The sequence below is a fragment of the Streptomyces sp. NPDC090994 genome (assembly GCF_044768905.1).
GTDB lineage: Bacteria > Actinomycetota > Actinomycetes > Streptomycetales > Streptomycetaceae > Streptomyces.
Window position 1 is genome coordinate 1 of the sequence record NZ_JBIVWS010000008.1, and the last position, 20531, is coordinate 20531.

19 protein-coding genes and 1 pseudogene are annotated in these 20531 nt (G+C 74.1%); 10 read left to right on the forward strand and 10 right to left on the reverse strand.

Going from position 1 to position 20531, the window contains the following annotated elements:
* Both ACIQR3_RS18765 and ACIQR3_RS18770 read left to right on the forward strand, forming a co-directional pair.
* A partial coding sequence (locus ACIQR3_RS18765) for a rhodanese-like domain-containing protein (RefSeq protein ID WP_403540077.1) occupies positions 1 to 244 on the forward strand: 244 nt, incomplete at its 5' end.
* Positions 245 to 355: 111 nt separating this feature from the next.
* Complete coding sequence (locus ACIQR3_RS18770) at positions 356 to 1126, forward strand: class I SAM-dependent methyltransferase (protein WP_403540080.1); 771 nt, start codon at positions 356 to 358, stop codon at positions 1124 to 1126.
* 26 nt (positions 1127 to 1152) lie between these two features.
* Here the strand turns inward: ACIQR3_RS18770 and ACIQR3_RS18775 are convergent, their stop codons facing one another.
* From ACIQR3_RS18775 to ACIQR3_RS18785, 3 genes are all read right to left on the reverse strand, one after another.
* On the reverse strand, positions 1153 to 1737 hold the full coding sequence (locus tag ACIQR3_RS18775; protein ID WP_403540083.1) for a GNAT family N-acetyltransferase: 585 nt from the start codon (positions 1735 to 1737) through the stop codon (positions 1153 to 1155).
* Positions 1738 to 1834: 97 nt separating this feature from the next.
* A complete protein-coding gene (locus tag ACIQR3_RS18780) occupies positions 1835 to 2650 on the reverse strand; it encodes an SAM-dependent methyltransferase (RefSeq protein ID WP_403540550.1) in 816 nt (271 codons plus the stop codon).
* A 143-nt stretch (positions 2651 to 2793) separates the two neighbouring features.
* Positions 2794 to 3669: a helix-turn-helix domain-containing protein gene (locus ACIQR3_RS18785; protein WP_403540085.1), complete on the reverse strand. Its 876-nt coding sequence runs from the start codon at positions 3667 to 3669 to the stop codon at positions 2794 to 2796.
* Positions 3670 to 4662: 993 nt separating this feature from the next.
* On the opposite strand from ACIQR3_RS18785, the gene ACIQR3_RS18790 reads away from it, so the two are divergent.
* The 3 genes from ACIQR3_RS18790 (at position 4663) to ACIQR3_RS18800 (ending at position 7887) form a co-directional block, all read left to right on the forward strand.
* A complete protein-coding gene (locus tag ACIQR3_RS18790; RefSeq protein WP_403540087.1) occupies positions 4663 to 5112 on the forward strand; it encodes a hypothetical protein in 450 nt (149 codons plus the stop codon).
* Positions 5113 to 5191: 79 nt separating this feature from the next.
* Positions 5192 to 6160 (forward strand): threo-3-hydroxy-L-aspartate ammonia-lyase, encoded by a 969-nt coding sequence (locus tag ACIQR3_RS18795; protein WP_403540089.1) that lies wholly within the window; start codon positions 5192 to 5194, stop codon positions 6158 to 6160.
* Positions 6161 to 6360: 200 nt separating this feature from the next.
* A complete protein-coding gene (locus ACIQR3_RS18800) occupies positions 6361 to 7887 on the forward strand; it encodes a carboxylesterase/lipase family protein (protein ID WP_403540092.1) in 1527 nt (508 codons plus the stop codon).
* A gap of 58 nt (positions 7888 to 7945) precedes the next feature.
* On the opposite strand, the gene ACIQR3_RS18805 is transcribed toward ACIQR3_RS18800, so the two are convergent.
* Complete coding sequence (locus tag ACIQR3_RS18805; RefSeq protein ID WP_403540094.1) at positions 7946 to 8884, reverse strand: TauD/TfdA dioxygenase family protein; 939 nt, start codon at positions 8882 to 8884, stop codon at positions 7946 to 7948.
* Between the two features lie 355 nt (positions 8885 to 9239).
* Positions 9240 to 10151, reverse strand: coding sequence for a YceI family protein (locus ACIQR3_RS18810; protein WP_403540095.1), 912 nt, complete (start codon positions 10149 to 10151; stop codon positions 9240 to 9242).
* Positions 10152 to 10698: 547 nt separating this feature from the next.
* On the opposite strand from ACIQR3_RS18810, the gene ACIQR3_RS18815 reads away from it, so the two are divergent.
* From ACIQR3_RS18815 to ACIQR3_RS18835, 5 genes and pseudogenes are all read left to right on the forward strand, one after another.
* Positions 10699 to 10869: a hypothetical protein gene (locus ACIQR3_RS18815; RefSeq protein ID WP_403540098.1), complete on the forward strand. Its 171-nt coding sequence runs from the start codon at positions 10699 to 10701 to the stop codon at positions 10867 to 10869.
* Positions 10870 to 10872: 3 nt separating this feature from the next.
* Positions 10873 to 11097 (forward strand): hypothetical protein, encoded by a 225-nt coding sequence (locus ACIQR3_RS18820; RefSeq protein ID WP_403540100.1) that lies wholly within the window; start codon positions 10873 to 10875, stop codon positions 11095 to 11097.
* A 454-nt stretch (positions 11098 to 11551) separates the two neighbouring features.
* A complete protein-coding gene (locus tag ACIQR3_RS18825) occupies positions 11552 to 11764 on the forward strand; it encodes a sigma 54-interacting transcriptional regulator (RefSeq protein ID WP_403540102.1) in 213 nt (70 codons plus the stop codon).
* 604 nt (positions 11765 to 12368) lie between these two features.
* Complete coding sequence (locus ACIQR3_RS18830) at positions 12369 to 13592, forward strand: styrene monooxygenase/indole monooxygenase family protein (RefSeq protein WP_403540105.1); 1224 nt, start codon at positions 12369 to 12371, stop codon at positions 13590 to 13592.
* 123 nt (positions 13593 to 13715) lie between these two features.
* Positions 13716 to 15471, forward strand: a pseudogene (locus ACIQR3_RS18835) (aminotransferase class I/II-fold pyridoxal phosphate-dependent enzyme).
* Positions 15472 to 15622: 151 nt separating this feature from the next.
* Here ACIQR3_RS18835 and ACIQR3_RS18840 read toward each other — a convergent pair.
* The 5 genes from ACIQR3_RS18840 to ACIQR3_RS18860 form a co-directional block, all read right to left on the reverse strand.
* On the reverse strand, positions 15623 to 15955 hold the full coding sequence (locus ACIQR3_RS18840) for an antibiotic biosynthesis monooxygenase (RefSeq protein ID WP_215173024.1): 333 nt from the start codon (positions 15953 to 15955) through the stop codon (positions 15623 to 15625).
* A 42-nt stretch (positions 15956 to 15997) separates the two neighbouring features.
* The gene (locus ACIQR3_RS18845; RefSeq protein WP_403540108.1) at positions 15998 to 17326 is read right to left on the reverse strand and encodes a lysine N(6)-hydroxylase/L-ornithine N(5)-oxygenase family protein; all 1329 of its coding nucleotides are present in this window, start codon (positions 17324 to 17326) and stop codon (positions 15998 to 16000) included.
* Between the two features lie 44 nt (positions 17327 to 17370).
* Positions 17371 to 18195 (reverse strand): ABC transporter ATP-binding protein, encoded by an 825-nt coding sequence (locus ACIQR3_RS18850; protein WP_403540553.1) that lies wholly within the window; start codon positions 18193 to 18195, stop codon positions 17371 to 17373.
* An 88-nt stretch (positions 18196 to 18283) separates the two neighbouring features.
* Positions 18284 to 19381, reverse strand: coding sequence for a FecCD family ABC transporter permease (locus ACIQR3_RS18855; protein ID WP_403540110.1), 1098 nt, complete (start codon positions 19379 to 19381; stop codon positions 18284 to 18286).
* Positions 19382 to 19384: 3 nt separating this feature from the next.
* Positions 19385 to 20425, reverse strand: coding sequence for a FecCD family ABC transporter permease (locus tag ACIQR3_RS18860; RefSeq protein ID WP_403540112.1), 1041 nt, complete (start codon positions 20423 to 20425; stop codon positions 19385 to 19387).
* Between the last annotated feature and the right edge of the window lie 106 nt (positions 20426 to 20531).

The following is a 20531-nucleotide window of genomic DNA, read 5'->3' on the forward strand; positions in this document are numbered from 1 at the left end:
GCACGCCTACGCGGCGCTGCACATCGAGGGGTCGCTGAACATCGTGGACGAGGTGTTCGAGGAACTCCTGCGGGGCGGGCTGCCGTTCAGCAAGAGCACCCCGGTGCTGCTGGCCTGTCCGGTCGGTGAGAAGTCGCTGCGGTACGCGGCGGCGCTGGCCCGGATGGGGCATCCGGACGTGCGGAGCCTGGCGGGCGGGATCGTCGCCTGGCGGGACGCGGGCGCCCCACTGGTACGGGAATGAACGGCCCGGGCGTCCGCTGCCGCCTCCGGTGGTAAGTGATAACCGTTTCCACCTGTAGATTTCTGTCCCGGGCAGTGAACAGGTGAGAGACGGAAGAGGTGGCGCGACCAGATGGGCGTGAGCATGGGAACGGCCGCGATGTGGGTCGAGCGCTGGGAGCGGCAGCAGCGGCGCTACGCGGTGGACCGCGAGGAGCGGTTCACGGTGATCGCGGATGTCGTCGAACACGTCACGATGACGGCCGGTCCCCGGCCGCTCCTGCTCGACCTGGGCTGCGGCCCCGGCTCCCTGTCCGCCCGGCTCGCCCACCGGATGCCGGACGCGGAGATCGTCGCCGTGGACATGGACCCGCTGCTGCTGGAGCTGGGGCGCACCCACCACTCCGACGCCGCCCGGTACGTCGACACCGTGATCGGCGAGGACGGCTGGACCGACGCCCTGGAGCTGTGCCGCAGCCTGGACGCCGCCGTCTCGACCACCGCCCTGCACTATCTCGACGAGCCCACGCTCCTGAAGACCTACCGGGCCGTCGCGGCCCTGCTGCGGCCCGGCGGTGTCCTGGTCAACGGCGACCACTTCCGGCCGGCGGCGACGCCCTGCTCCGACCTGACCGCGCTCGTGGGGCGCCGCCGTGCCGAACGGACGGGTTCCGACACCCATGAGGACTGGCGGTCCTGGTGGTCCGAGGTGGCCCGGGACCCCGAACTGGCCGACCTGTTCACGGAGCGCGAGCGGCGCCGGCCGGCAGGTGGCGGGAGCGGCGGTGCGGGGGACCTCTCCCTGGAGCGGCACACCGAGCTGCTGCGCCGGTCGGGCTTCCGGCACGTCACGCCGGTCTGGCAGTTCGGGGACAGCTGTGTGCTGGTGGCCGTCAAGGAGTGAGGGGCGGGGGCGGGGGAGGCCGGCCCTCAGTTCTCCGTGGCAGGCTCGTTCCGGAGGGCCAGGGACATCAGTATCTCGTCGCGGTCGTCGCCCGGCGCCACCCGCAGGGCCCCCGGCCACCGGCCGACCTCCGTCCAGCCGGCCTTGCGGTAGAAGACCTCGAGCCCCAGGCCGGCCCGCGCGGTCAGCTTCAGCCGCTCCAGGCCCATCTCGTCGCGGGCCACGTCCCGCACATGGCGCATCAGCGCCACCCCGATACCGAGGCCGCGCAACGGCACCTGGGTCTGGACGTGGTTGACGACACCGCAGTGCGTCTCCAGCGGGTGCGACTCGCGGCGGACGAGCAGCCAGCCCGCGAGGGCGCCGTCCACGGTGGCCACGATCAGCCGGCTCCGCCGGGGAGCGAGTTGCTCCACGAGCCGGTCCAGGGCCGGCGCGAGGTGTGACGGGGACAGCGGCGGCATGGGGCAGTCCGCCGGGATCACCGCCCCGCCGGCGTTGGCCACCGCCGCCCAGCAGGCGAGCAGTTCCCGGCGCAGGTCCGGCGGCAGGTCCTCGGGCCGGGTTATCTGACCGAACGCGGGGGCGTGCACTGTCTCGGGTGCTGTCACACCCGCCAGCTTGCCAGAGACGGGTGTGTCCCGCCGTGGCGGGGGCGCGGTCCCGTGGCCGCACGGGCCACCGGTGCGCGCACCCCCGCGAAGGGCGTCACGGCTTGCGGGCGACCGCCCCGTACATGGCGATGTCCTCGTCGCGGATGCCCTGTTCGCCGGTGCCGTCCGGGTGCCACTTGTGCACCTGCACGATGCCCGGCTCGACCAGCTCCAGGCCCTCGAAGAACTCATGGGCCTCGTCCAGGGTGCGCAGCCGCATCGGCATGTCCCGGGCCGCGTACTCACGGGCGACCCGCGCCACCTCCTCGGGGGCGAACTCCGCGGTGCCGATCGACATCGCCAAGTAGCTGCCCGACGGCAGCGGTTCGAGGAGCCGGCGCACCACGCCCACCGCGTCGTCCTCGTCCAGCATGAAGTGCACGATGGCGATGACGGTCAGCGCCACCGGCCGTGTCAGGTCGAGGGTCTCGCGCAGTTCCGGCGCGTCGAGGATGGCGGCCGGGTCACGGAAGTCGGCCTCCAGGTACGACGTCCTGCCCTCCGGCGTGCTGGCCAGCAGCCCCTGGGAGAGGGTGAGCACGATGGGATCGTTGTCGACGTACACCACCCGCGCGTCGGGGGCCACCGCCTGCGCGATCTCGTGGAGGTTGGGAGAGGTGGGGATGCCGGTGCCGACGTCCAGGAACTGGCGCATCCCCGCCGTCTCGGCGAGCCAGCGCACCGCGCGGTTCATCCAGTCCCGGTTGGCGCGCATGTGGACCGGCAGGGCGGGCCACTCCCGGGACATGGCGTCGCCCGCCTCCTGGTCCGCCGGATAGTAGTCCTTGCCGCCCAGGATGTAGTCGTAGATCCGCGCGGAGTGCGCGTGCTCGGTGTCGATGCGGTCAGCGGGCCATCCGTTGTCGGGCACCGTCATGTCTCCCATACAGGTCGTGATGTTCGGGCCAACGCTCAACAAAGAAAGCACACTTCACGGCAGAACGTCGGCGACATCGGCTTTCACACCCGGCATCGACGGCACCGTCTCGCCCTCGCGCGTCGGAGGGTGTGCCGTCACAGTTCCTTGCGCAGCGCGTCGAGCACGGCTTCGGTCCGGGCGGCGGGCGTCGCCTGGGCGCCCAGCCGGTCCAGGGCCTCCCGGTACACCACGACGTCGTCGCCCTTGTCGAGGTAGACGGCACCGACCAGTCCGTCGAGGTAGACGACGTCCGGGAGTTCCCGGGCCCGGAACCGGAAGAGCTGGAAGGCGCCCGCCCGCATGGCGGGATGCGGCCCGCCGGCGAACGGCATGATCTGCACCGTCACGTGCGGCAGCCGGTTGACCTCGATGAGGTGCCCGATCTGCGCGCGCATCACCTCCGTCCCGCCGACCGGCCAGCGCAGTACCGTCTCGTCCATCACCACCCAGACCCTGGGCGGCGTCTGACGGGTGAGCAGATCCTGGCGGCGCATGCGCAGCGCCACCCGGCGCTCGGTGGCCCCGGCCGGGGCGTGCGGATTGCCGGCGCCCAGCAGGGCGCGTGCGTACGCCTCGGTCTGCAGCAGCCCGTGGACGAACGCGCTCTCGTAGGCCCGGATCTGCAACGCCGCCTGTTCCAGGCTCAGATAGGCGGCGTACCAGTCGGGCATGACATCGCGGTAGGTGTGCCACCAGCCTCGCTTGTTGGCCTCGCGGACCGACTTCAGGAACGTGTCGATCTCCTGCTGGTCGGTCACCCCGTAGACCTGGAGGAGCTTCTCGGCGTCGGTCAGCCGCAGCCGGGCCACCTTGGCGGCCTCCATCCGGCGGATCGTGGAGTGGCTGACCCCGATGGCGTCCCCCGCCTCCTCGTACGTCAGGCCCGCCCGGGAGCGCAGTTCCTCCAGTTGCTTGCCGAGGATCATGCGAAGGACGGAGGGAGCGCCGCCCCAGTCGGTCTCCGCCCGCACGCCCGCTCCCTCACTCGCTCGGAAAGTCCCGGGCCACCGTCTCATGTGCACAGGTGACACGGGTCCTCGCGGCCACGTCGCCGCCAGGAGCAGCATGCACGTGGTCACTTGCAATTTTCAACTTGCCGGTTGCGAGGCGTGGTCGGAAGGTGCCACAGTGGAGTCACCGTTCCGGTTGTCACGTACACCGGTGATGCCGCACCGGCTGCCGGCGGTCCGGGTATGGCCGGTGCGAAGGCGGACGGAAGGCGATGGCGATGTGTGGCCCTTTCCTCTCGGACGCCGGGCGGACCGCCCGGACACGACCGGGCCGGAACGCCACCCCAGCCGTGCCACCCGCGGCCGGCCCGCCCGAACCGGAGCCGCGGGGCGGCAGCGCGGGACCGGGCGTCCGGTCGACCACCGGAGCGCACCCTGTCCCCGCGCACACCCGGAGGCGGGCACACCGGTCGACTCCCCGGGCCGACGGCCCCGACCGGCCCGCCTCCGGGAACTCCCTGATCCCGTCCCACCGTACGGCGCGCGGGGCCGACGTACGGCGCGGGCACGGCACCCTCACCGACCTCGCGGAAAACAGACACGGGCACGGCGGCGTCCGCCCGAGACCGGACACGAGCACGGGTGGCGCCCGCTTGGGACCGGACACGAGCATGGGCGGTTCCCGCCTGAGAACAGGGCGCGAGCACGGTGGCGCCCGCTCGAGGACCGACCTGATCACGATGGCACTCGCTGAGAACAGACACGAGCACGGTGGCGCCCGCCCGAGGACCGACCTGATCACGATGGCACCCGCTGAGAACAGACACGAGCACGGCGGCCTCCGCCCGACACCGGACACCAGCGCGGCGGCACCCGCCCGACATGGCACGGCGGCACCCGCCCGACACGGCGCGGCGGCACCCGCCTGACAACGGAGGCCGCCGCACCACCGGCGGTCCCGTGCCGCCCGCCCTGCCCGGCCCACCCCCCACTCGGCCGAAGGACCCCTGCCTCATGGACCGACCGTCCCGCCCCGACCTCTCATCGTCCCGCCCGCGGCAGTGCCCGCCCGAGCACACCGAGCGCCTGCGCATACCGGCGCGGCTCTCCGCGGACCTGGGTTACGACGCCGTGGGACTGCCCCGGGAACACGGCGAGCACATCATGGACCGGCTGCCCCGCGTGGGCTGTGTCTTCGGGGACGACCGGCGCTGGTGGTGGATCGTCCCCTCCGGCTCGCAGATCGGCGTGGTCTGGCCGCCCGGCACCACGTACGCCGTCGGCGCCCGGGTGGCCGACCCCTCCTGGACCTCCACCCACCGGCCGAAACCGGGCGCCGACCGGCCCGGACTCATCCACGCGCCCCGCACCGGCTCCCCGTACACCCCGCCGATCCCCCTCTACGTTCTCACCTGCCGCCTGGCGGGCGGCCCGCCGTGCTGGCAGCTGGACGCCACGGGCTGACCCCTCGGCACCACCGTCCCCCGCCCTGCCGTGTACGGTCCGGTACGGCCCGGCCGTCTCCCGACCCGAAGGACGCATCATGGCCGCCGCTGAGCCCGTCACCTTCGACGACGTCCGGGACGCCGCCGCGCGCCTCGCGGGCGTCGCCCACCGCACCCCGGTACTGACCTCCCGTACCCTCGACGCACTGGTCGGCGCCGAGGTGTTCGTCAAGTGCGAGAACTTCCAGCGGGTCGGCGCCTTCAAGTTCCGCGGCGCCTACAACGCCGCCTCCCGGCTCTCCCCCGAGCAGCGGGCCAAGGGCATCGCCGCCTACTCCTCCGGCAACCACGCCCAGGCCGTCGCCCTGGCCGCCCGCGAACTGGGCACCACCGCCGTGATCCTCATGCCCGAGGACGCCCCGCGCGCCAAGCGGGAGGCCACCGCCGGATACGGCGCGGAGATCGTCACCTACGACCGCTACACCGAGGACCGCGCCGCGCTCGGCGCGGCCCTCGCCCACGACCGCGGCCTGGCCCTCGTCCCGCCCTACGACCATCCGCACGTCATCGCGGGCCAGGGCACCGCCGCCCTCGAACTGCTGGAGGACACCGGCCCGCTGGACGCCCTCGTGGTGCCGGTCGGCGGCGGCGGGCTCATCGCCGGCAGCGCCGTCACCGCCACGGCCCTGCACCCGGCGGTCCGGGTCATCGGGGTGGAACCCGAGGCGGGCGACGACACCAAGCGCTCGCTGGCCGCCGGAGCACGCGTCACCGTCACCGTCCCGCGCACCATCGCCGACGGCCAGGCCCTGTCCACCCCCGGCGAGATCACCTTCGCCGTCAACCGGCGCCTGGTGGACGCGGTCGCGCTCGTCACCGACGACGAGATCGTCCGCGCCATGCGCTTCGCCTTCGAACGCCTGAAGATCGTCCTCGAACCCAGCGGCGCCACCGCCCTGGCCGCCCTGCTGGCCGGACGCGTCGAGAACCCGCCGCGGCGGATCGGCGTCATCGCCTCCGGCGGCAACGTCGACGCCGCGCGGTTCGGCACGCTCCTCGGCGGCTGACCCGGCGGCTGACCCGGCGGCTGACCCGGCGGCTGACCCGGCGGCTGACCCGGCGGCCGGCCCGGCGGGCGCGGGCGGACGGGACCGGTGATTCACGCGATGCCGGCCGCCCGCCGGTGCGGCGAGACTCCGGAGTCGTCCGGAACCCTCTCCTTGTGGAGGCATCCATGATGTCATGGGCACGACATATCGGAGTACGGGTGGGCGCGCTCCTGCTGCTGGCCACCGGCCTGTGGTACGCCCCCGCCCCCGCCGTCGCCGCCGACGACGGACCCACCGTCACCACCCGGTACGGCCAGGTACGGGGCGAGGCGGGCGAGAGAGCGCACTCCTACCTCGGCATCCCCTACGCCGCACCGCCGGTCGGCGCGCTCCGGTGGCGTCCGCCGGCCGCGCCCGCGGGCTGGACCGGCGTCCGGGACGCCACCGCCCCGGGCGACCCCTGCATGCAGACCGCCTCGGGCAGCCCCTGGGGCGACCTGGCCGGACCCGGCACCCCCAGCGAGGACTGCCTCTACCTCAACGTCCACACCCCGGCCCGGCCGTCACCGCTCAAGCGTCCGGTGATGGTGTGGATCCACGGCGGCGGCTTCACCGTCGGCTCCGGGGCCTTCTACGACGGCGGCACCCTCGCGGCCGACGGCGACGTGGTGGTCGTCACCCTCAACTACCGCCTCGGCGCCTTTGGTTACCTCGCCCACCCGGACCTGGCCGGCGAGTCCGCGGAGGGCAGCTCCGGGAACTACGGGGTGCTCGACCAGCAGGCCGCGCTGCGCTGGGTGCGCGACAACGTGGCGGCCTTCGGCGGCGACCCCGGCAATGTCACGGTCTTCGGGGAGTCGGCGGGCGGCGGCAGCGTCTGCCACCAGCTGGTCTCGCCGCGCACCGCCGGCCTGTTCGACCGGGCCATCGCCCAGTCGGGCTGCGGGTTCACCCTGCCCACCCAGGAGTCGCAGCAGAGCCGCGGCACCGCCTGGGCCGACTCGCTGGGCTGCGCGGACGCCGCGTGCCTGCGCGCGCTGCCCGCCGACCGGGTGCTCACGGCCGCGCAGAGCCCCACCGCCCGCTGGACGCCCAACGTCGACGGTGCCGTGCTGCCCCGGCAGGTGACGGACGCGCTGGAGAGCGGACGGTTCCACCGGGTGCCCGTCCTCCAGGGCACCACCGCCGACGAGGGCCGCCTCACCGTGGCGAGCACCTACGACCTGGCCGGCCGGCAGCTCACCGCCGCCGGATACCCGCCCGCGGTCCGCGCCCTCTACGGCGACCGGGCCGACGCGATCCTGGCCCGCTACCCGCTGCCGGACTACGGCACCCCGGCCGAGGCGCTCGGCGCGATCCTCACCGACTCCCCGTTCGCCTGCCCGCAGTCCCGGACGGCGGGGCTGATGGCCCGTTACGTACGCTCCTACCAGTACGAGTTCGCCGACCGGCACGCCATGGACCACCTCGGCCTGCCGGTCAGCTTCCCGATCGGCGCCCCGCACGGCTCCGAGATCCGGTACGTCTTCGGCGGCGTCACCGGCACCCCCGCCCAGAACACCCTGGCCGACGCGATGCTCGGCTACTGGACCAACTTCGCGAAGACCGGCGTCCCGTACGCCGCCGGTGCCCCGCACTGGCCGCTTTTCCCGAAGGTCCAGATCCTCGACCCCGAGGCGATCACCGCGCAGACCACGTTCCCCGAACGGCACAAGTGCGACCTGTGGAACCAGCCCGCCTCCTGACCCCGGAACCCGGCCCGGGACGGTACCGCCGTCCCGGGCCGGGCCGGTGCTAGGCGGGTCAGTACGGGCGGTCGCCGGTGATGGCGACGCGCTCCGCGACGCGTCGGTCACAGCCGTAGTCGTAGACGGCGTAGTGCTGGGTGGCGCGGTTGTCCCAGAACGCGATGTCGCCCGGCTGCCAGCGGAACCGCACCTGGTACTCCGGTACGTGCGCCTGCTGGAACAGGAACCGCAGCAGCCGGTCGCTCTCGTCGCGGTCCATGCCGGTGATGTGGGTGGTGAAGGAGGTGTTGACGAACAGCATGCGCCGCCCGGTCACGGGATGGGTGCGCACGACGGGATGCTCGACGGGCGGGAAGAGGTCCTGGAACGGGGCGAGCCGCTCGGGGCCGTAGAAGCGGGCGAAGCCGGGGATGAAGTCGTGCACGGCACGGGCGCCGTCGACGCGGTCCTTCACCTCCTGCGGCAGGTTGTCGTAGGCGGCGGCCATGTCCGCCCACATGGTGTCACCGCCGAACGGCGGCACCTCGCGCAGTTGCAGCACGGCGCCCAGCGCGGGCCGTTCGCGGAAGGTGACGTCGGTGTGCCAGACGTTCTCGAACGTGGGGACGGCGCCGCGGCTCTTGTCGAAGCGGACGACGTCCTCGCCGGCGCCCGTGGCCAGCAGCGGGTTGGTCTCCAGGTCGCCCCAGTTGCGGGCGAACGCGCGCTGCTGGTCGGAGGTGAGGTGCTGGGAGCGGAAGAAGAGGACCTTCCACTCCGCCAGGGCGCGGTCCAACTCCTCGTGCAGGGCGGGCGTCAGCGGACGCGACAGGTCCACACCGCGGATCTCGGCACCGATCGTGCGGGCCTGCGGGACGACGTCGAAGAGTTCGTACGGGCGCTCCTCCCATCCGTCGGGGAGCCGGCGCAGGACGCGCGGCCCCTCGTAGAGCCCGTCTCCGGGGATGTGCGCGGTGCGGAGCGTGACGGACGGCGCGGCGGCCGTGGTGGTCATGGGGGGTCCTCTCCTTCGGGCCGGGCCCGGCCGGGACGGCGGACACGCGGAGCGGAGCGGACGGAAGACCCGGAACGCGGGGAACGCGGGAAAGGGCCGTCCGCGGCGCACCGCCGTCACGGCCGGCCCTGGCAACGGCGGATGGGCGTCCGGTACGACGGGACGCCGATGAATGCGGGGAGGCGCGGTGAGCCTGCCGGCTCGCGCGCGGGAGGTCTCCGGCTAGCGGCCGGAGCGCTCACACCCGGTTCGCTCCGGGACGCGCAGAGGCCCCGCAGCTGACTCGAACCAGTAAATGAGCATGGAGTGATTGTGTGATCCCCGCTTCACCGCTGTCAATGGCACACCGCGCGGACTACTCGGGAGGCATGGGGGTGTCGTGCGTGCGGTACATCGCCTGGACGTCCAGTTCCAGCTGCACGGTCGGACCCACCACCGCGATGCCGCGCGCCAGCATGGACCGCCAGTTGAGGGTGTAGTCCTCACGGTGCAGTTCCGCCCTGGCCAGCGCCGCGCAGCGCAACTCCTCGCCGTAGCCGCCGTTGACCGTGCCCAGGTAGGTGGTCTCCAGCCCGACCGAGCGGCTCACCCCGTGCATGCTGAGGGTGCCGTTGAGGACCCACTTGCTGCCGCCGCGGTAGGCGAAGCGCGTGCTGACGAAGTCGATGTGCGGGTAGTTCTCCACATCGAGGAAGTCGGCCGACCGGAGGTGGTTGTCCCGGGTGGTGTTGCCCGTGGTGATGCTGGCGGCGTCGATGCGGACCTGGACCCGGGAGTCGGACATGTCCGGTGCCATGTGGAGGACGCCGTCGAAGCGTTCGAAACGGCCGTGCACATGGGCCATGCCGACGTGCTTGGCGATGAACCGGATCGCGGTGTGGGGTGGGTCGAAGACCCAGCTGCCCGCCGGCGGCAGGGCGAGCTGCTGGGCGGAGTGGAGCCGTACCAGCCCCGTGTCCGGGTGGGAGTCGCCGGTGATCTCGATGGTCTCGCGGTGCGGCTCCAGGCCCTCGGCGACGATCAGCATGCTGTAGCGGCCGGCGGGCAGCGCGGCCACGAAGAAGCCGTAGGGGTCGGTGGTGCCGCGGGCGAGGAGCCGGTGGGTGTCGAGCGCGGTGACCGTGACGTCGGCGCCGGCCAGCGGCTGGTCGACCGGGTCCAGAACGGTACGGCTGACGCCGCCCGCGCCGGCCGGCAGCGGCAGGGTGAGACTCGGACTGGCCGTGGCGTTCCTGTTCCACCGGCGTCGGAGCAGCCCGAGGGCCATGGTGTTCACCTTTCGTGGGGGAGTGGGGAGTTGAGGGCGGAGAAGGGGGAGCTGGGGGGTCGGGGTGGTGCGGATCAGGGACCGAGAGTGTGCACAGGCAACGCTCAGGGCACGGGGACAGGGTAGACCGCTCATGATCACGAAGTGGGCGGGGGGTCTGTGAGTGTCTCGATACGGGACAGTGCGCATGTGGCGCGGCGCCCAGGCGTAGCGGCTGTCGCCGCCGGGGCCGGGCCCGGTACGGTGTGGGACGTCATGGCCACGGCAGATCGCTTCTTCCCAGTCGCACACCATTCCTTCACTTCTCGTTCGCTCGCACAGCTGCGGCGGGCCCGGCAACGGTTCCTGGCGGGGCGTCTGCTTTCCGGCGGCGTGCCGGAGGAGGTGGCCGCCGCGTGGCGGCGCGCCCGGTTCTTCGGGGTACGGCCTTGACACGGCCCGCCCGCGCAGGGCACCGGGGAAGCGGACCGGGGCCCGGCCCGGCACGGACGCCGGGAACGGGGCCGGCCGTCCGCCCGAGCCGGCCCTGCCGGCGGCGGCCCGGCCGGTGCTGGAGCGGCTGGCGCCGAGCCTCGGCGGCGGCCGGGCGGTACTCGTCCTCACCGATGAGCGCGCGCTGATCCTGTGGCCGTCCCACGGAGCCGGCGGCGCGGACCTGTCCGAGCAGCGGGTCGGGCACAACAGCGCGGCCCTCGTGCTGGGCACCGGCCGCTCCTGAGCGGTGCACGGCCCCGAGCACGTCCTGGGCGCGTGGCAGGACGTGTCCGCGGTCAGCGTGCCGGTCCCGGACCCGGCCGGGCACGTGCGGGGGACGGTGACCGTGGCGTCACCGCTGTGGACGGACGGCCGTACGCCTCCCGAGGCGGCGCTGGCCGAGGCGGTGGCCGCGCTGGTGGAGACGGAACTGGCGGCGCGGTCGCGCCCGGCGGCCACAGCCGGCTGCTGAGCAGGGCCGCGGCCCGGCTGCTCGCCCCGGCGGACCTGGAACACACGGAGCGGAACGCGCCGTGGGGCCGGGACCTGGCGTACGGTCCCGTCTCGCGGGAAGTGCCGGGTGCGGGCGCGGACATGAGTACGCGTACGAACGCGGAGTCCGGGGCCCGGTCATCATCGGTGCCGCGGCCGGGCTGCGTGGACGGCGTGCCGGAGTCGTTGGACCCGGCTGCCGGGGCCGGCCCGGGGCCGGGGCCTGTGCCCCCCGCCACCCCCGGACGGCGCCGAGGAACCGCCGGGCGTGGACCTCACGTACGAGATCCGGCTGCCCTCCGGGGAGGTGGCCGCCGCGCGGGTCGTCTCCGTGCGGCAGCAGGGGCGGTCGTCGGGGCCGTGGCCGAGCTGGAGCCGGGACCCGGCGGGTCCGTGCGGAGCGCCGGCCGGGCCACCGTCGCGCCGGCCGGTCGGTGCCCTGGCGGCGGGCCGTCGAACGGGCCGCCGAACTCGCCATGGTTCGTGCCCCGTTGCTGCTGACCGGCGAACGCGGCACCGGGAAGACCACCCTGGCCCGCGAACTCGCCTGCACCCGCCGGTCCTGGGTCGCCGCCGAAGCCCCCCGGGCGAGGGCGTCCTGCCGCCCGGGGGCCGCACGGTCCTCCTGCGGCACGCCGAGCGTCTGACGCAGCCGGACGCCGCCGTCCTCAACCGCCTGCTCGACGACCGCCCCGACGCGCCGTTCCTGTTCACCCACACCCCCGGCACACCCCGGGGCCCCTGCCTGCAACGGCTCCTGGACGCCTTGTCCCCCGCTCGGTCATCCAGCCCTCCCGGCGCTGCGGGAACGCCCCGAGGACATCGAGGACCTCCTCCGCGCCGTCACCCCGAGCCCCGCCGCCGGACACCCGCCGCCCACTGGACCCTGGCCGCGCCGCGCGCCCTGGAACGGTACCCGTGGCACGGCAACGTCACCGAACTCACCCACGTCGTACGGGCGCTGGCGCTCCAGCGCCGCACGACGGGTCCCGTCCGGCGCTGCGAACTCCCCGACCCGGTGCGCCGGGGACCCGCCGCCCGCCCGCTGCCCCATGGAACAGGCCGAACGCGCCACCCTCCTGGACACCCTGCGCCGGCACGGCGGCAACAAGGCCCGTACGGCGGCGGCGTCGGGCATACCGGCCGGGCGGGAGGGTAGGGCTTTCCCCGCGCCACCCCATGGACCAGCCAGCCACCGAGTCGTGGCCCCGCGCGGACGGGCCGCGACGGTCGCCTCCCGGGAGCCTTGCCATGCCGGACATCGGAATCATCGGAGCGGGGGTCGCCGGCCTCCACCTGGGCCTGCTGCTGCGCCGGCAGGGCCTGCCCGTCACGGTCTACAGCGACCGGACACCGGCCCAGGTGGCCACCGGACGCCTGCCGGCCACCGTCGCGCACCACGCCCCCACCCTGCGCCGGGAGGAGGCGCTCGGTGTCGGGTTCTGGCCCGTCGGGGAATACGGCTACACCTGTCACCACCACTACGTCGGCGGCCCCCGGCCGCTGTCGTTCCGCGGCGACTTCACCAGCCCCTCCCGCGCTGTCGACCACCGCCTGGTCCTGCCCGCGCTGACCGAGGTGTTCCAGGAACGCGGCGGCGAACTCCGGGTGGGCCAGGTCGGCGCCGACAACGTGGAGAAGCTCGCCGCCCGGCACGACCTCCTCGTCGTCGCCGCCGGACGCGGCCCGCTCGCCGCGCTCTTCCCCCGGCTGGACGGCCCCGGCTCGGCCACCGCGCCCCGCCGCCGGCTCTGCGCCGGCCTCTACCACGGCGTCGCGCCCGCCGAACCCAAGGGCGTGACCCTGTCCCTCGCCCCCGGCCGCGGCGTACTGATCGAGATCCCGCTGTACTCGCGCGACGGTCACGTCACCGCCCTGCTGTTCGAGTGCGTCCCCGGCGGCGGCGCGGACGCGCTGTGCGACATCGACCACCGGGCCGACCCGGCCGCGTTCCGCCGCGCGGTGCTCGACGAACTCGCTGCCCACCACCCCACTGTCTCCGCACGGATCGCGCCGGGCGAGTTCGGGCTCACGGGCCCGCTCGACCTCGTACGGACGGCGATCGTGCCGACCGTGCGGGCGGACTGGGCGGAACTGCCCGGCGGGCGGTACGCGCTCTCCCTCGGCGACGCCCACACCGTCGTCGACCCCATCGTCGGGCAGGGCGCCAACGTCGCCTCGTACGGTGCCGAGGTCGTCGCCGAGGCCGTCCTGGAGGACCCCGTCCTCGACGAGCTGTTCTGCCGCCGGGTGGCGCGGCGCCGCGGCGAGGTCGTCATGGGAGCGGCCCGCTGGTCCGAGCTGATGCTCCAGCCACCCGGGCACGTACGGGAGTTGCTCGGCGCGATGAGCGAACTGCGCGGCGCGGCCGACGAGTTCACCGACAACTTCGGCCACCCCGACCGGCAGTGGCGCGTCGTCGCCACGCCCGAGCGCACCCACGCGTTCCTGGCCCGGCACGGCGCCGCCCGCTGACGGCACACGGAGGGCGACCGTGCCTGAGTACCCGTACTCAGCCCGTCTGCGTCCCCGGACTCTGAGCCCGGCCCGTGCCCGCCTCGCACGATGGGGGCCCATCCCGTGGCGGAAGAGGCACGCATGGGCCGTGACCTGCAAGTGCGCGTGGCGACCACCGAGGATCTCCCGTGGATCCAGGAGCTGCGCCACCGGGTGTACGCACAGGAACTGGTCCAGCACCCGCCGGACCCGTCCGGACGGCTGTCCGACGGACTCGACGGCGACAACGTCCACCTGGTCGTGGCACACGGCCCGGCCCGCACCGGCTTCGTCAGCGTGACGCCGCCCTGGGCGGGCCGGTACGCGCTGGACAAGTACCTCACGCGCGAGGAACTGCCGGTGCTGTCCGAGGACGGCGTGTTCGAGGTGCGCCTGCTCACCGTGGAGCCGGCGCGGCGGTGCTGCTGATGTACGCGGCGCTGCGCTGGATCGCGGCCCGGGGCGGCCGCCGGGTGGTGGCGATGGGCCGCACCGAGCTGCTCACCATGTACCTGGCCACCGGGCTGCGCCCCGTCGGCCGTACCGTGCGCAGCGGCGCCCCGTCCTTCGAGGTGCTGACCGGGAACGTGAGCGGTCTGGCCCGGGCGGCGACCGGCCGCTACCGCGCCGCGGTCGCCCGGCTGCGGGACCGGACGGACTGGCGGCTGGACACGCCCTTCGCCTCCACGCCGGACGGCTGCGCACACGGCGGTGCCTCCTTCACGGCGATCGGCACGGACTTCGCCGCTCTGGACCGGCGGCACCGGATCGTCGCCGCCGACGTCCTGGACGCCTGGTTCGCGCCGGCTCCCGGTGTCCGGGCGGCGCTCGCCGCGGACCCGGCCTGGGCCGCCCGGACCTCACCGCCCGCCGGTGCCGAGGGGGCCTGCTCGCGGCGGTCTCCGCGGCCCGCGCGCTGCCGGTGGACACGCTCGCGGTCGGTGCCGGTTCGTCCGACCTGATCTTCCGGGCGTTCGGCCGGTGGCTGACCCCCGCCAGCCGGGTCCTGCTGACGGACCCCTGCTACGGCGAGTACGCCCATGTCACGGAGCGGGTGATCGGCTGCCGCGTCGACCGGTTCCCGCTGCGCCGCGCGGACGGCTGGCGGATCGACCCGGACCGGCCGGCGTCCGCCGTCGCCTCCGGCGGCTACGACCTCGTGGTCCTGGTCAACCCGAACAACCCGACCGGGCGCCACGCCCCCGCCGCCGAACTGCGGCCCCTGCTCGCCGCCGCGCCGCCCCGGACCCGCTGGTGGATCGACGAGGCGTACCTCGGCTACGCCGGCCTCACCGAGTCGCTCGCCCCGCTCGCCGCGACGGACCCGCGGGTGGTGGTCTGCACCTCGCTGTCGAAGATGTACGCGCTGTCCGGCGTGCGGGCCGCCTTCCTGGTGGCCGAACCCGCCACCGCGGCACGGCTGCGCGACTGGACGCCGCCCTGGCAGGTCGGGCTCCCGGCGCAGCTGGCCGCGGTGGCGGCGCTGCGCGACCCGGCGTACTACTCCGGCCGCTGGCTGCGCACCCACGCCCTGCACCGGACCCTCGCCGCAGACCTGGCGGCGCTGGACGGAACGGTGGAGATCGAGGAGTCGGTGGCGAACTTCCTCACCCTCACCCTGCCGCCCGACGGCCCGGGCGCCGCCCGTCTGGTGGCCGAGTGCCGTCGCCAGGGTGGGTACCTGCGCGACCTGTCCCCGCTGTCCCCGCGCTACGAGGGCCGCGCGGTCCGGGGCACCGCGGAGAACGCCCGCATCGTTGATGCCTGCCGCGCCGCCCTGGAGACCCTCCGGCCGGGTCCGGCGCGCCGCACCGCCACGTCCCGGGCGGTCACCGCCGGTGCCACGGCGGCCGGGTGACCCCGTTCCCGTAAGGGCGTTCGGTGGTGCCGGGTTCCGTGTACGAACCCGGCACCCCGCCGGGAGCCGCCCCCTCCGGCCGGTCGGCCACCGTCGGCGAGCGGCTGTCCCGGCCGGTGGCCGGCCGTGGCCGACCCGGTCGGGCGAGCGACTACGCGCCGGCGGCCGGGCCCGCCTGCTGCACGACCTCGAAGGACCACAGCGTGGAGCCGCTCGCCGCCGGCTTCGGGCGCTCGCCCTCGGGGGCGCCGCCGCCCTGGTGGGCCGACTTCATCGGGCCCTCCATCCACGCCTGGAAGGACTCCTCGTCCCGCCACCGGGTGTAGACCAGGTAGGTGTCGGTGCCCTCGACCGGGCGCAGGAGTTCGAACCACTCGAAGCCGTCGGAGTTCTCCACGGCGTGCGCGCGGGAGGCGAAGCGCTTCTCCAGCGTCTCGCGCTGCTCGGCGGGGACCGTCAGTACGTTGATCTTGACTACGCTCATGGCCCCATCCTGCCGTACCGGCTCGGGCGCGGCCGGTCCGGGTCACCCGCGCGGCACATCGGCACGGCGGCGCGCGAGCAGGGCCGAGCAGATCTCCCCGGCGCGTACGGCGGTGGTGGACAGCAGGGTCGAGGTGAGGCCGTGGGTGTGTTCGGTGCCGCCCTGGAGATAGACGTCGGCGGTGACGTTGGGCGCGGTCTCCACCCGGTGGTCGCGGCCGACGCGCAGGGCGTCCTCGTCGTCGCGCAGACAGAGCTTGGCGATCTCGCCGAGGCTGTCCCCGATGCTCTGCGGACGGTAGCCGGTGGCGTAGACGAGGACGTCGGAGGCGAGGAGTTCGCGCTCGCCGGTCGGCAGGTACTCGACGGTGACCCGGACGTCCCGGTCGCGGGTCTCGACCTCGCGGATGCGGGAGACGTTGAGCATCCGCAGCCGCTGCCTGCCCTGCACCCGCTCCTGGTACATGGTCCGGGACAACGACTCGATCAGCTCGGTGTCGACCACCGAGTAGTTGGTGGAGCGGTGGTAGTCGAACAGGGACTGCTTGACCTCGGCGGGGGCGCCGTAGAAGACGTCCACGGCCTCGGGGTCGAAGATGCGGTTGGCGAACGGGCTGTCGTCGGCGGGCGTGTACCCGTACTTGGCGAACACCGAGCAGATCTCCGCCTCCGGCAGCCTGCGGTGGAGGTAGTCGACGGCCTCGGCGGCGCTCTGCCCGGCGCCGAGCACCACCGCGCGGCGCACCGGCCGGCCGGAGCGGACCAGCTCGTCGACCCGCGGCAGCAGTTCGCTGTTGTGCCAGACCAGGTCGGACAGGACGGCGCCGGGCGGCAGCCGGGGCTCCAGGCCGGTGGCCACGCACAGGGCGCGGGCGCGGCGGACGGTGTGCCGGGCGGGCGCGGCCGGGTCCCGGCTGACCACGTCGAACCAGCGGACCTCGCCGTCCTCGGTGACCGGCCGGACCGCGACGACCTCGGCGCCGTACGCGACGAGATGGCCGAGGCGGGCGGCGGCCCACTCGAAGTAGTCGTGGAACTCCACCCGCAGCGGGAACAGCGTCTTCTGGTTCAGGAAGTCGACCAGCCGGCCGCGTTCGCGCAGGTAGCACAGGAAGCTGAAGTCGCTCGTGGGGTCGCGCATCGTCACCAGGTCCTTGAGGAAGGACACCTGCATGGTGGCGTCGTCGATCAGCATGCCCCGGTGCCAGCCGAACCGCGGCTGGCGTTCCAGGAATCCGGCGCGGAACGGGGCCTCGGGGCCCGCGGTGACGCCGTGTTCGTGGAGGGCGATCGCCAGGGCCAGGTTGGCCGGGCCGAATCCGACGCCCAGCACGTCGTAGACGGAATCCGGCCCACTGTGCAGTGTCGTCACCGCTTCATCGCCTCCCGTTGCGGGCCGCTTCCAGCAGGCACATGCTAGATAAGGTTAGCCTTACCTGACAATGGGGCGTCGCTGTCGGCCGGTTCGTGGTGACGGCCCATCGGCACCACCATCGGCGTACCGCTGACCGGGTCGCGGCCGACCACGCAGCGCAGGCCGAAGACCTCCTCCACGGTCCGCGCCGTGATCACCTCGGACGGTGCCCCCTCGGCGACGATCCGGCCCGCCTTCATGGCGACGATGTGATCGGCGTAGCGGCATGCCTGGTTGAGGTCGTGCAGGACCATCACGACCGTGCGGCCCTGATGCCGGTTCAGGTCGGTGATCAGGTCCAGGACGTCGATCTGGTGGGCGAGGTCGAGGTACGTCGTCGGCTCGTCCAGCAGCAGCACCGGGGTGCCCTGCGCGACCGCCATGGCGATCCAGGCGCGCTGCCGCTGGCCGCCGGAGAGTTCGTCGACGGCGCGCTGGGCCAGCTCGGTCATCGCGGTGGCCCGCAGCGCGTCGTGCACCGCCTGTTCGTCGGCGGCCGACCACTGCCGCCACCACGTCTGGTGCGGTGAACGCCCGCGCCCCACCAGGTCGATGACGGTCAGCCCCTCCGGCGCGACCGGCGCCTGCGGAAGGATGCCGAGCCGCTGGGCCAGCGTCCGGGTCGGTATCGAGTGGACCGAGCGCCCGTCCAGCTGGACGGTGCCCGCGCCCGGGTTCAGCAGCCGCGCCAGGGCGCGCAGCAGGGTGGACTTGCCGCACGCGTTCGCCCCGACGATCACCGTGATCCGGCCGGCGGGCACGGCCAGGTCGAGCCCGTCGACGACGACCCGGTCGCCGTACGCCAGCCGCAGCCCCTCGGCCCGCAGGTCCGGGCCGGCGCCGGGAGCGCCGTGGGCCGGCTCGTGCGGCGTCTGTCGTACCGCCTCGGATCCAGAAGACTTCGCAGACACTTCCTCACCCTCCAGAACCGGCGCGGTTGGCACGGACCAGCAGCCACAGCAGGACGGGGGCGCCGAGCACGCCCGTGACGATGCCGACCGGAAGCTCGGTGCCCGGAACGAGCCTCCGCGCCGCCAGGTCGGAGACGAGCACCATGACGGCGCCGGTCAGCCCCGCGGCCACCGGCGGCGGGTGGGCGGTGCCGGCCAGCCGCTGGGCGATCTGGGGCGCCGCGAGCGCCACGAACGCCACCGGCCCGGCGGTCGCCGTCCCGAACGCCACCAGGCCCACGCAGGCCAGCAGCACCGCGACCCGCACGGTCTGCACCCGGGTGCCCAGGCCCCGGGCGACGTCGTCGCCCAGTTCCAGGGTGCGCAGCTGCCGCCCGAGCAGCAGCGCCACCGGCACCAGGACGGCCATCGTCACGGCGAGCGGGCGGATCTGGTCCCAGGTGCGGCCGTTGAGGTTGCCGACCAGCCAGCCCAGGGACGCCTGGGCCTGGAAGCGCTGTCCGCGGGCCATCAGGTAGTCGGTGGCGCTGGTGCACAGCCAGGCCACGCCCACGCCGACCAGGACGATGCGGTACCCGGTGGTGCCCCGCTGCCACGCCAGGACGTACACGAGCAGCGCGGCGGCGAGCGCGCCGAGCAGCCCCAGCGTCTGCGTGCCGACCCCCGCGTCCCAGCCCAGCACGATGCCGGCCACCACCGCGGTCCCGGCGCCCTGGGTGATGCCCATCATGTCGGGACTGGCCAGGGGGTTGTGCGTCATCGTCTGGAGCAGGGCGCCCGAGACCCCGAACGCGATGCCGACCAGCAGCCCGGCCAGGGAGCGCGGCAGCCGCAGTTCGTGGACGATGAGCCGGGTGCCGGGGTCGCCCCCGCCCACCAGGGCGCGCACCACGTCGGCCAGCGGCAGCGAGATGTCCCCGGTCGCCGTCTCCACGCTGAACGCCAGGAACGCGACGGCCGCGAGGACCAGGCAGACACCCAGCAGCCGGGGCCGCAGCACTCCGGAGACGGGCGGCAGCGCGAACCGGAAGGGGACGCGGCCGGCCGTGCGGCGGGGCGTGGCGTCCCGGCGCTCGGGGACGGGGGCGAGTTCGGTCGTCATGGGTCACAGCTCCGCGAGGCGTCGACGGCGGACCAGCGCGATGAAGAACGGGCCGCCGACGAAGGCGACCAGGATGCCGGCCTGCACCTCGGCCGGCCGGGCGATCAGCCGTCCGGCGATGTCGGCGGCGAGCAGCAGACAGGGAGCGAGCACCGCCGACAGCGGGAGCAGCCAGCGGTGGTCCGGGCCGATGCCGGCCGCCTGGGTCAGGACGCGGACGAGGTGCGGCACCACCAGCCCGACGAAGACGACGGGGCCGATGACGGCGACCGCGCCGCCGGTGAGCAGGGTCACCGCCACCACGCCCTGGACGCGCACCACGCCGAGCCTGAGTCCGAGGGACTTGGCCACGTCGTCGCCGAGCGCGAGGCTGTTCAGCGCGGGCGCGCAGGCCAGGGCCAGCACCGCGCCGACGGCGAGGAAGGGCAGCACCCGCAGCAGCACCCCCTGGTCCTGGTTGGCCAGCGAGCCCGCGGACCAGAAGCGGTACCGGTTCAGGGCGTCCGGGTCGGTGAGGGCGACCGCGCTGGTCAGCGAGAACAGCAGCGAGGTCACGGCGACGCCGGCCAGGGCCAGCTTCACCGGGGTGCTGCCGGAGCGGCCGAGTCCGCCGAGCCCGTAGACCAGCGCACTGGCCACCGCCGCCCCCGCGAAGGCGAACCAGATGTAGCCGTGGACCGAGCCGATGTCGAGCACCCCCACGGCGAGGACGACGGCGAAGGCGGCGCCCGCGCTCACCCCCAGGATGCCGGGGTCGGCCAGCGGGTTGCGGGTCAGCGCCTGCATCAGCGCGCCGGACAGGCCGAGCGCGGCGCCGGTGGCGAGGCCGAGCGCGGTGCGGGGGAGCCGTACCGACCAGATGACGTTGTCGATGCGGGAGCCGGGCGGGTGGCCGAGCAGCGTGTCCCAGACCTGGCCGGGGGGCACGCTCAGCGCCCCGAACGCCATCGACATCCCGCACAGGGCGAGCAGTGCCGCGCCGGAGAGGATGAGCAGAAGTGCCGCGCGGGGGCCTTTCGCCACCCGGACCGCCAAGGTCCCCACGTCCGTTTTCCTTCGGTCAGGTCTGCCTGGAATGGCCTGGAAGCTGTGCGCACCCTGTGATTTAGGTAACCCTTACCTTACTATGGCGCCGATCCCCGGCCCAGGG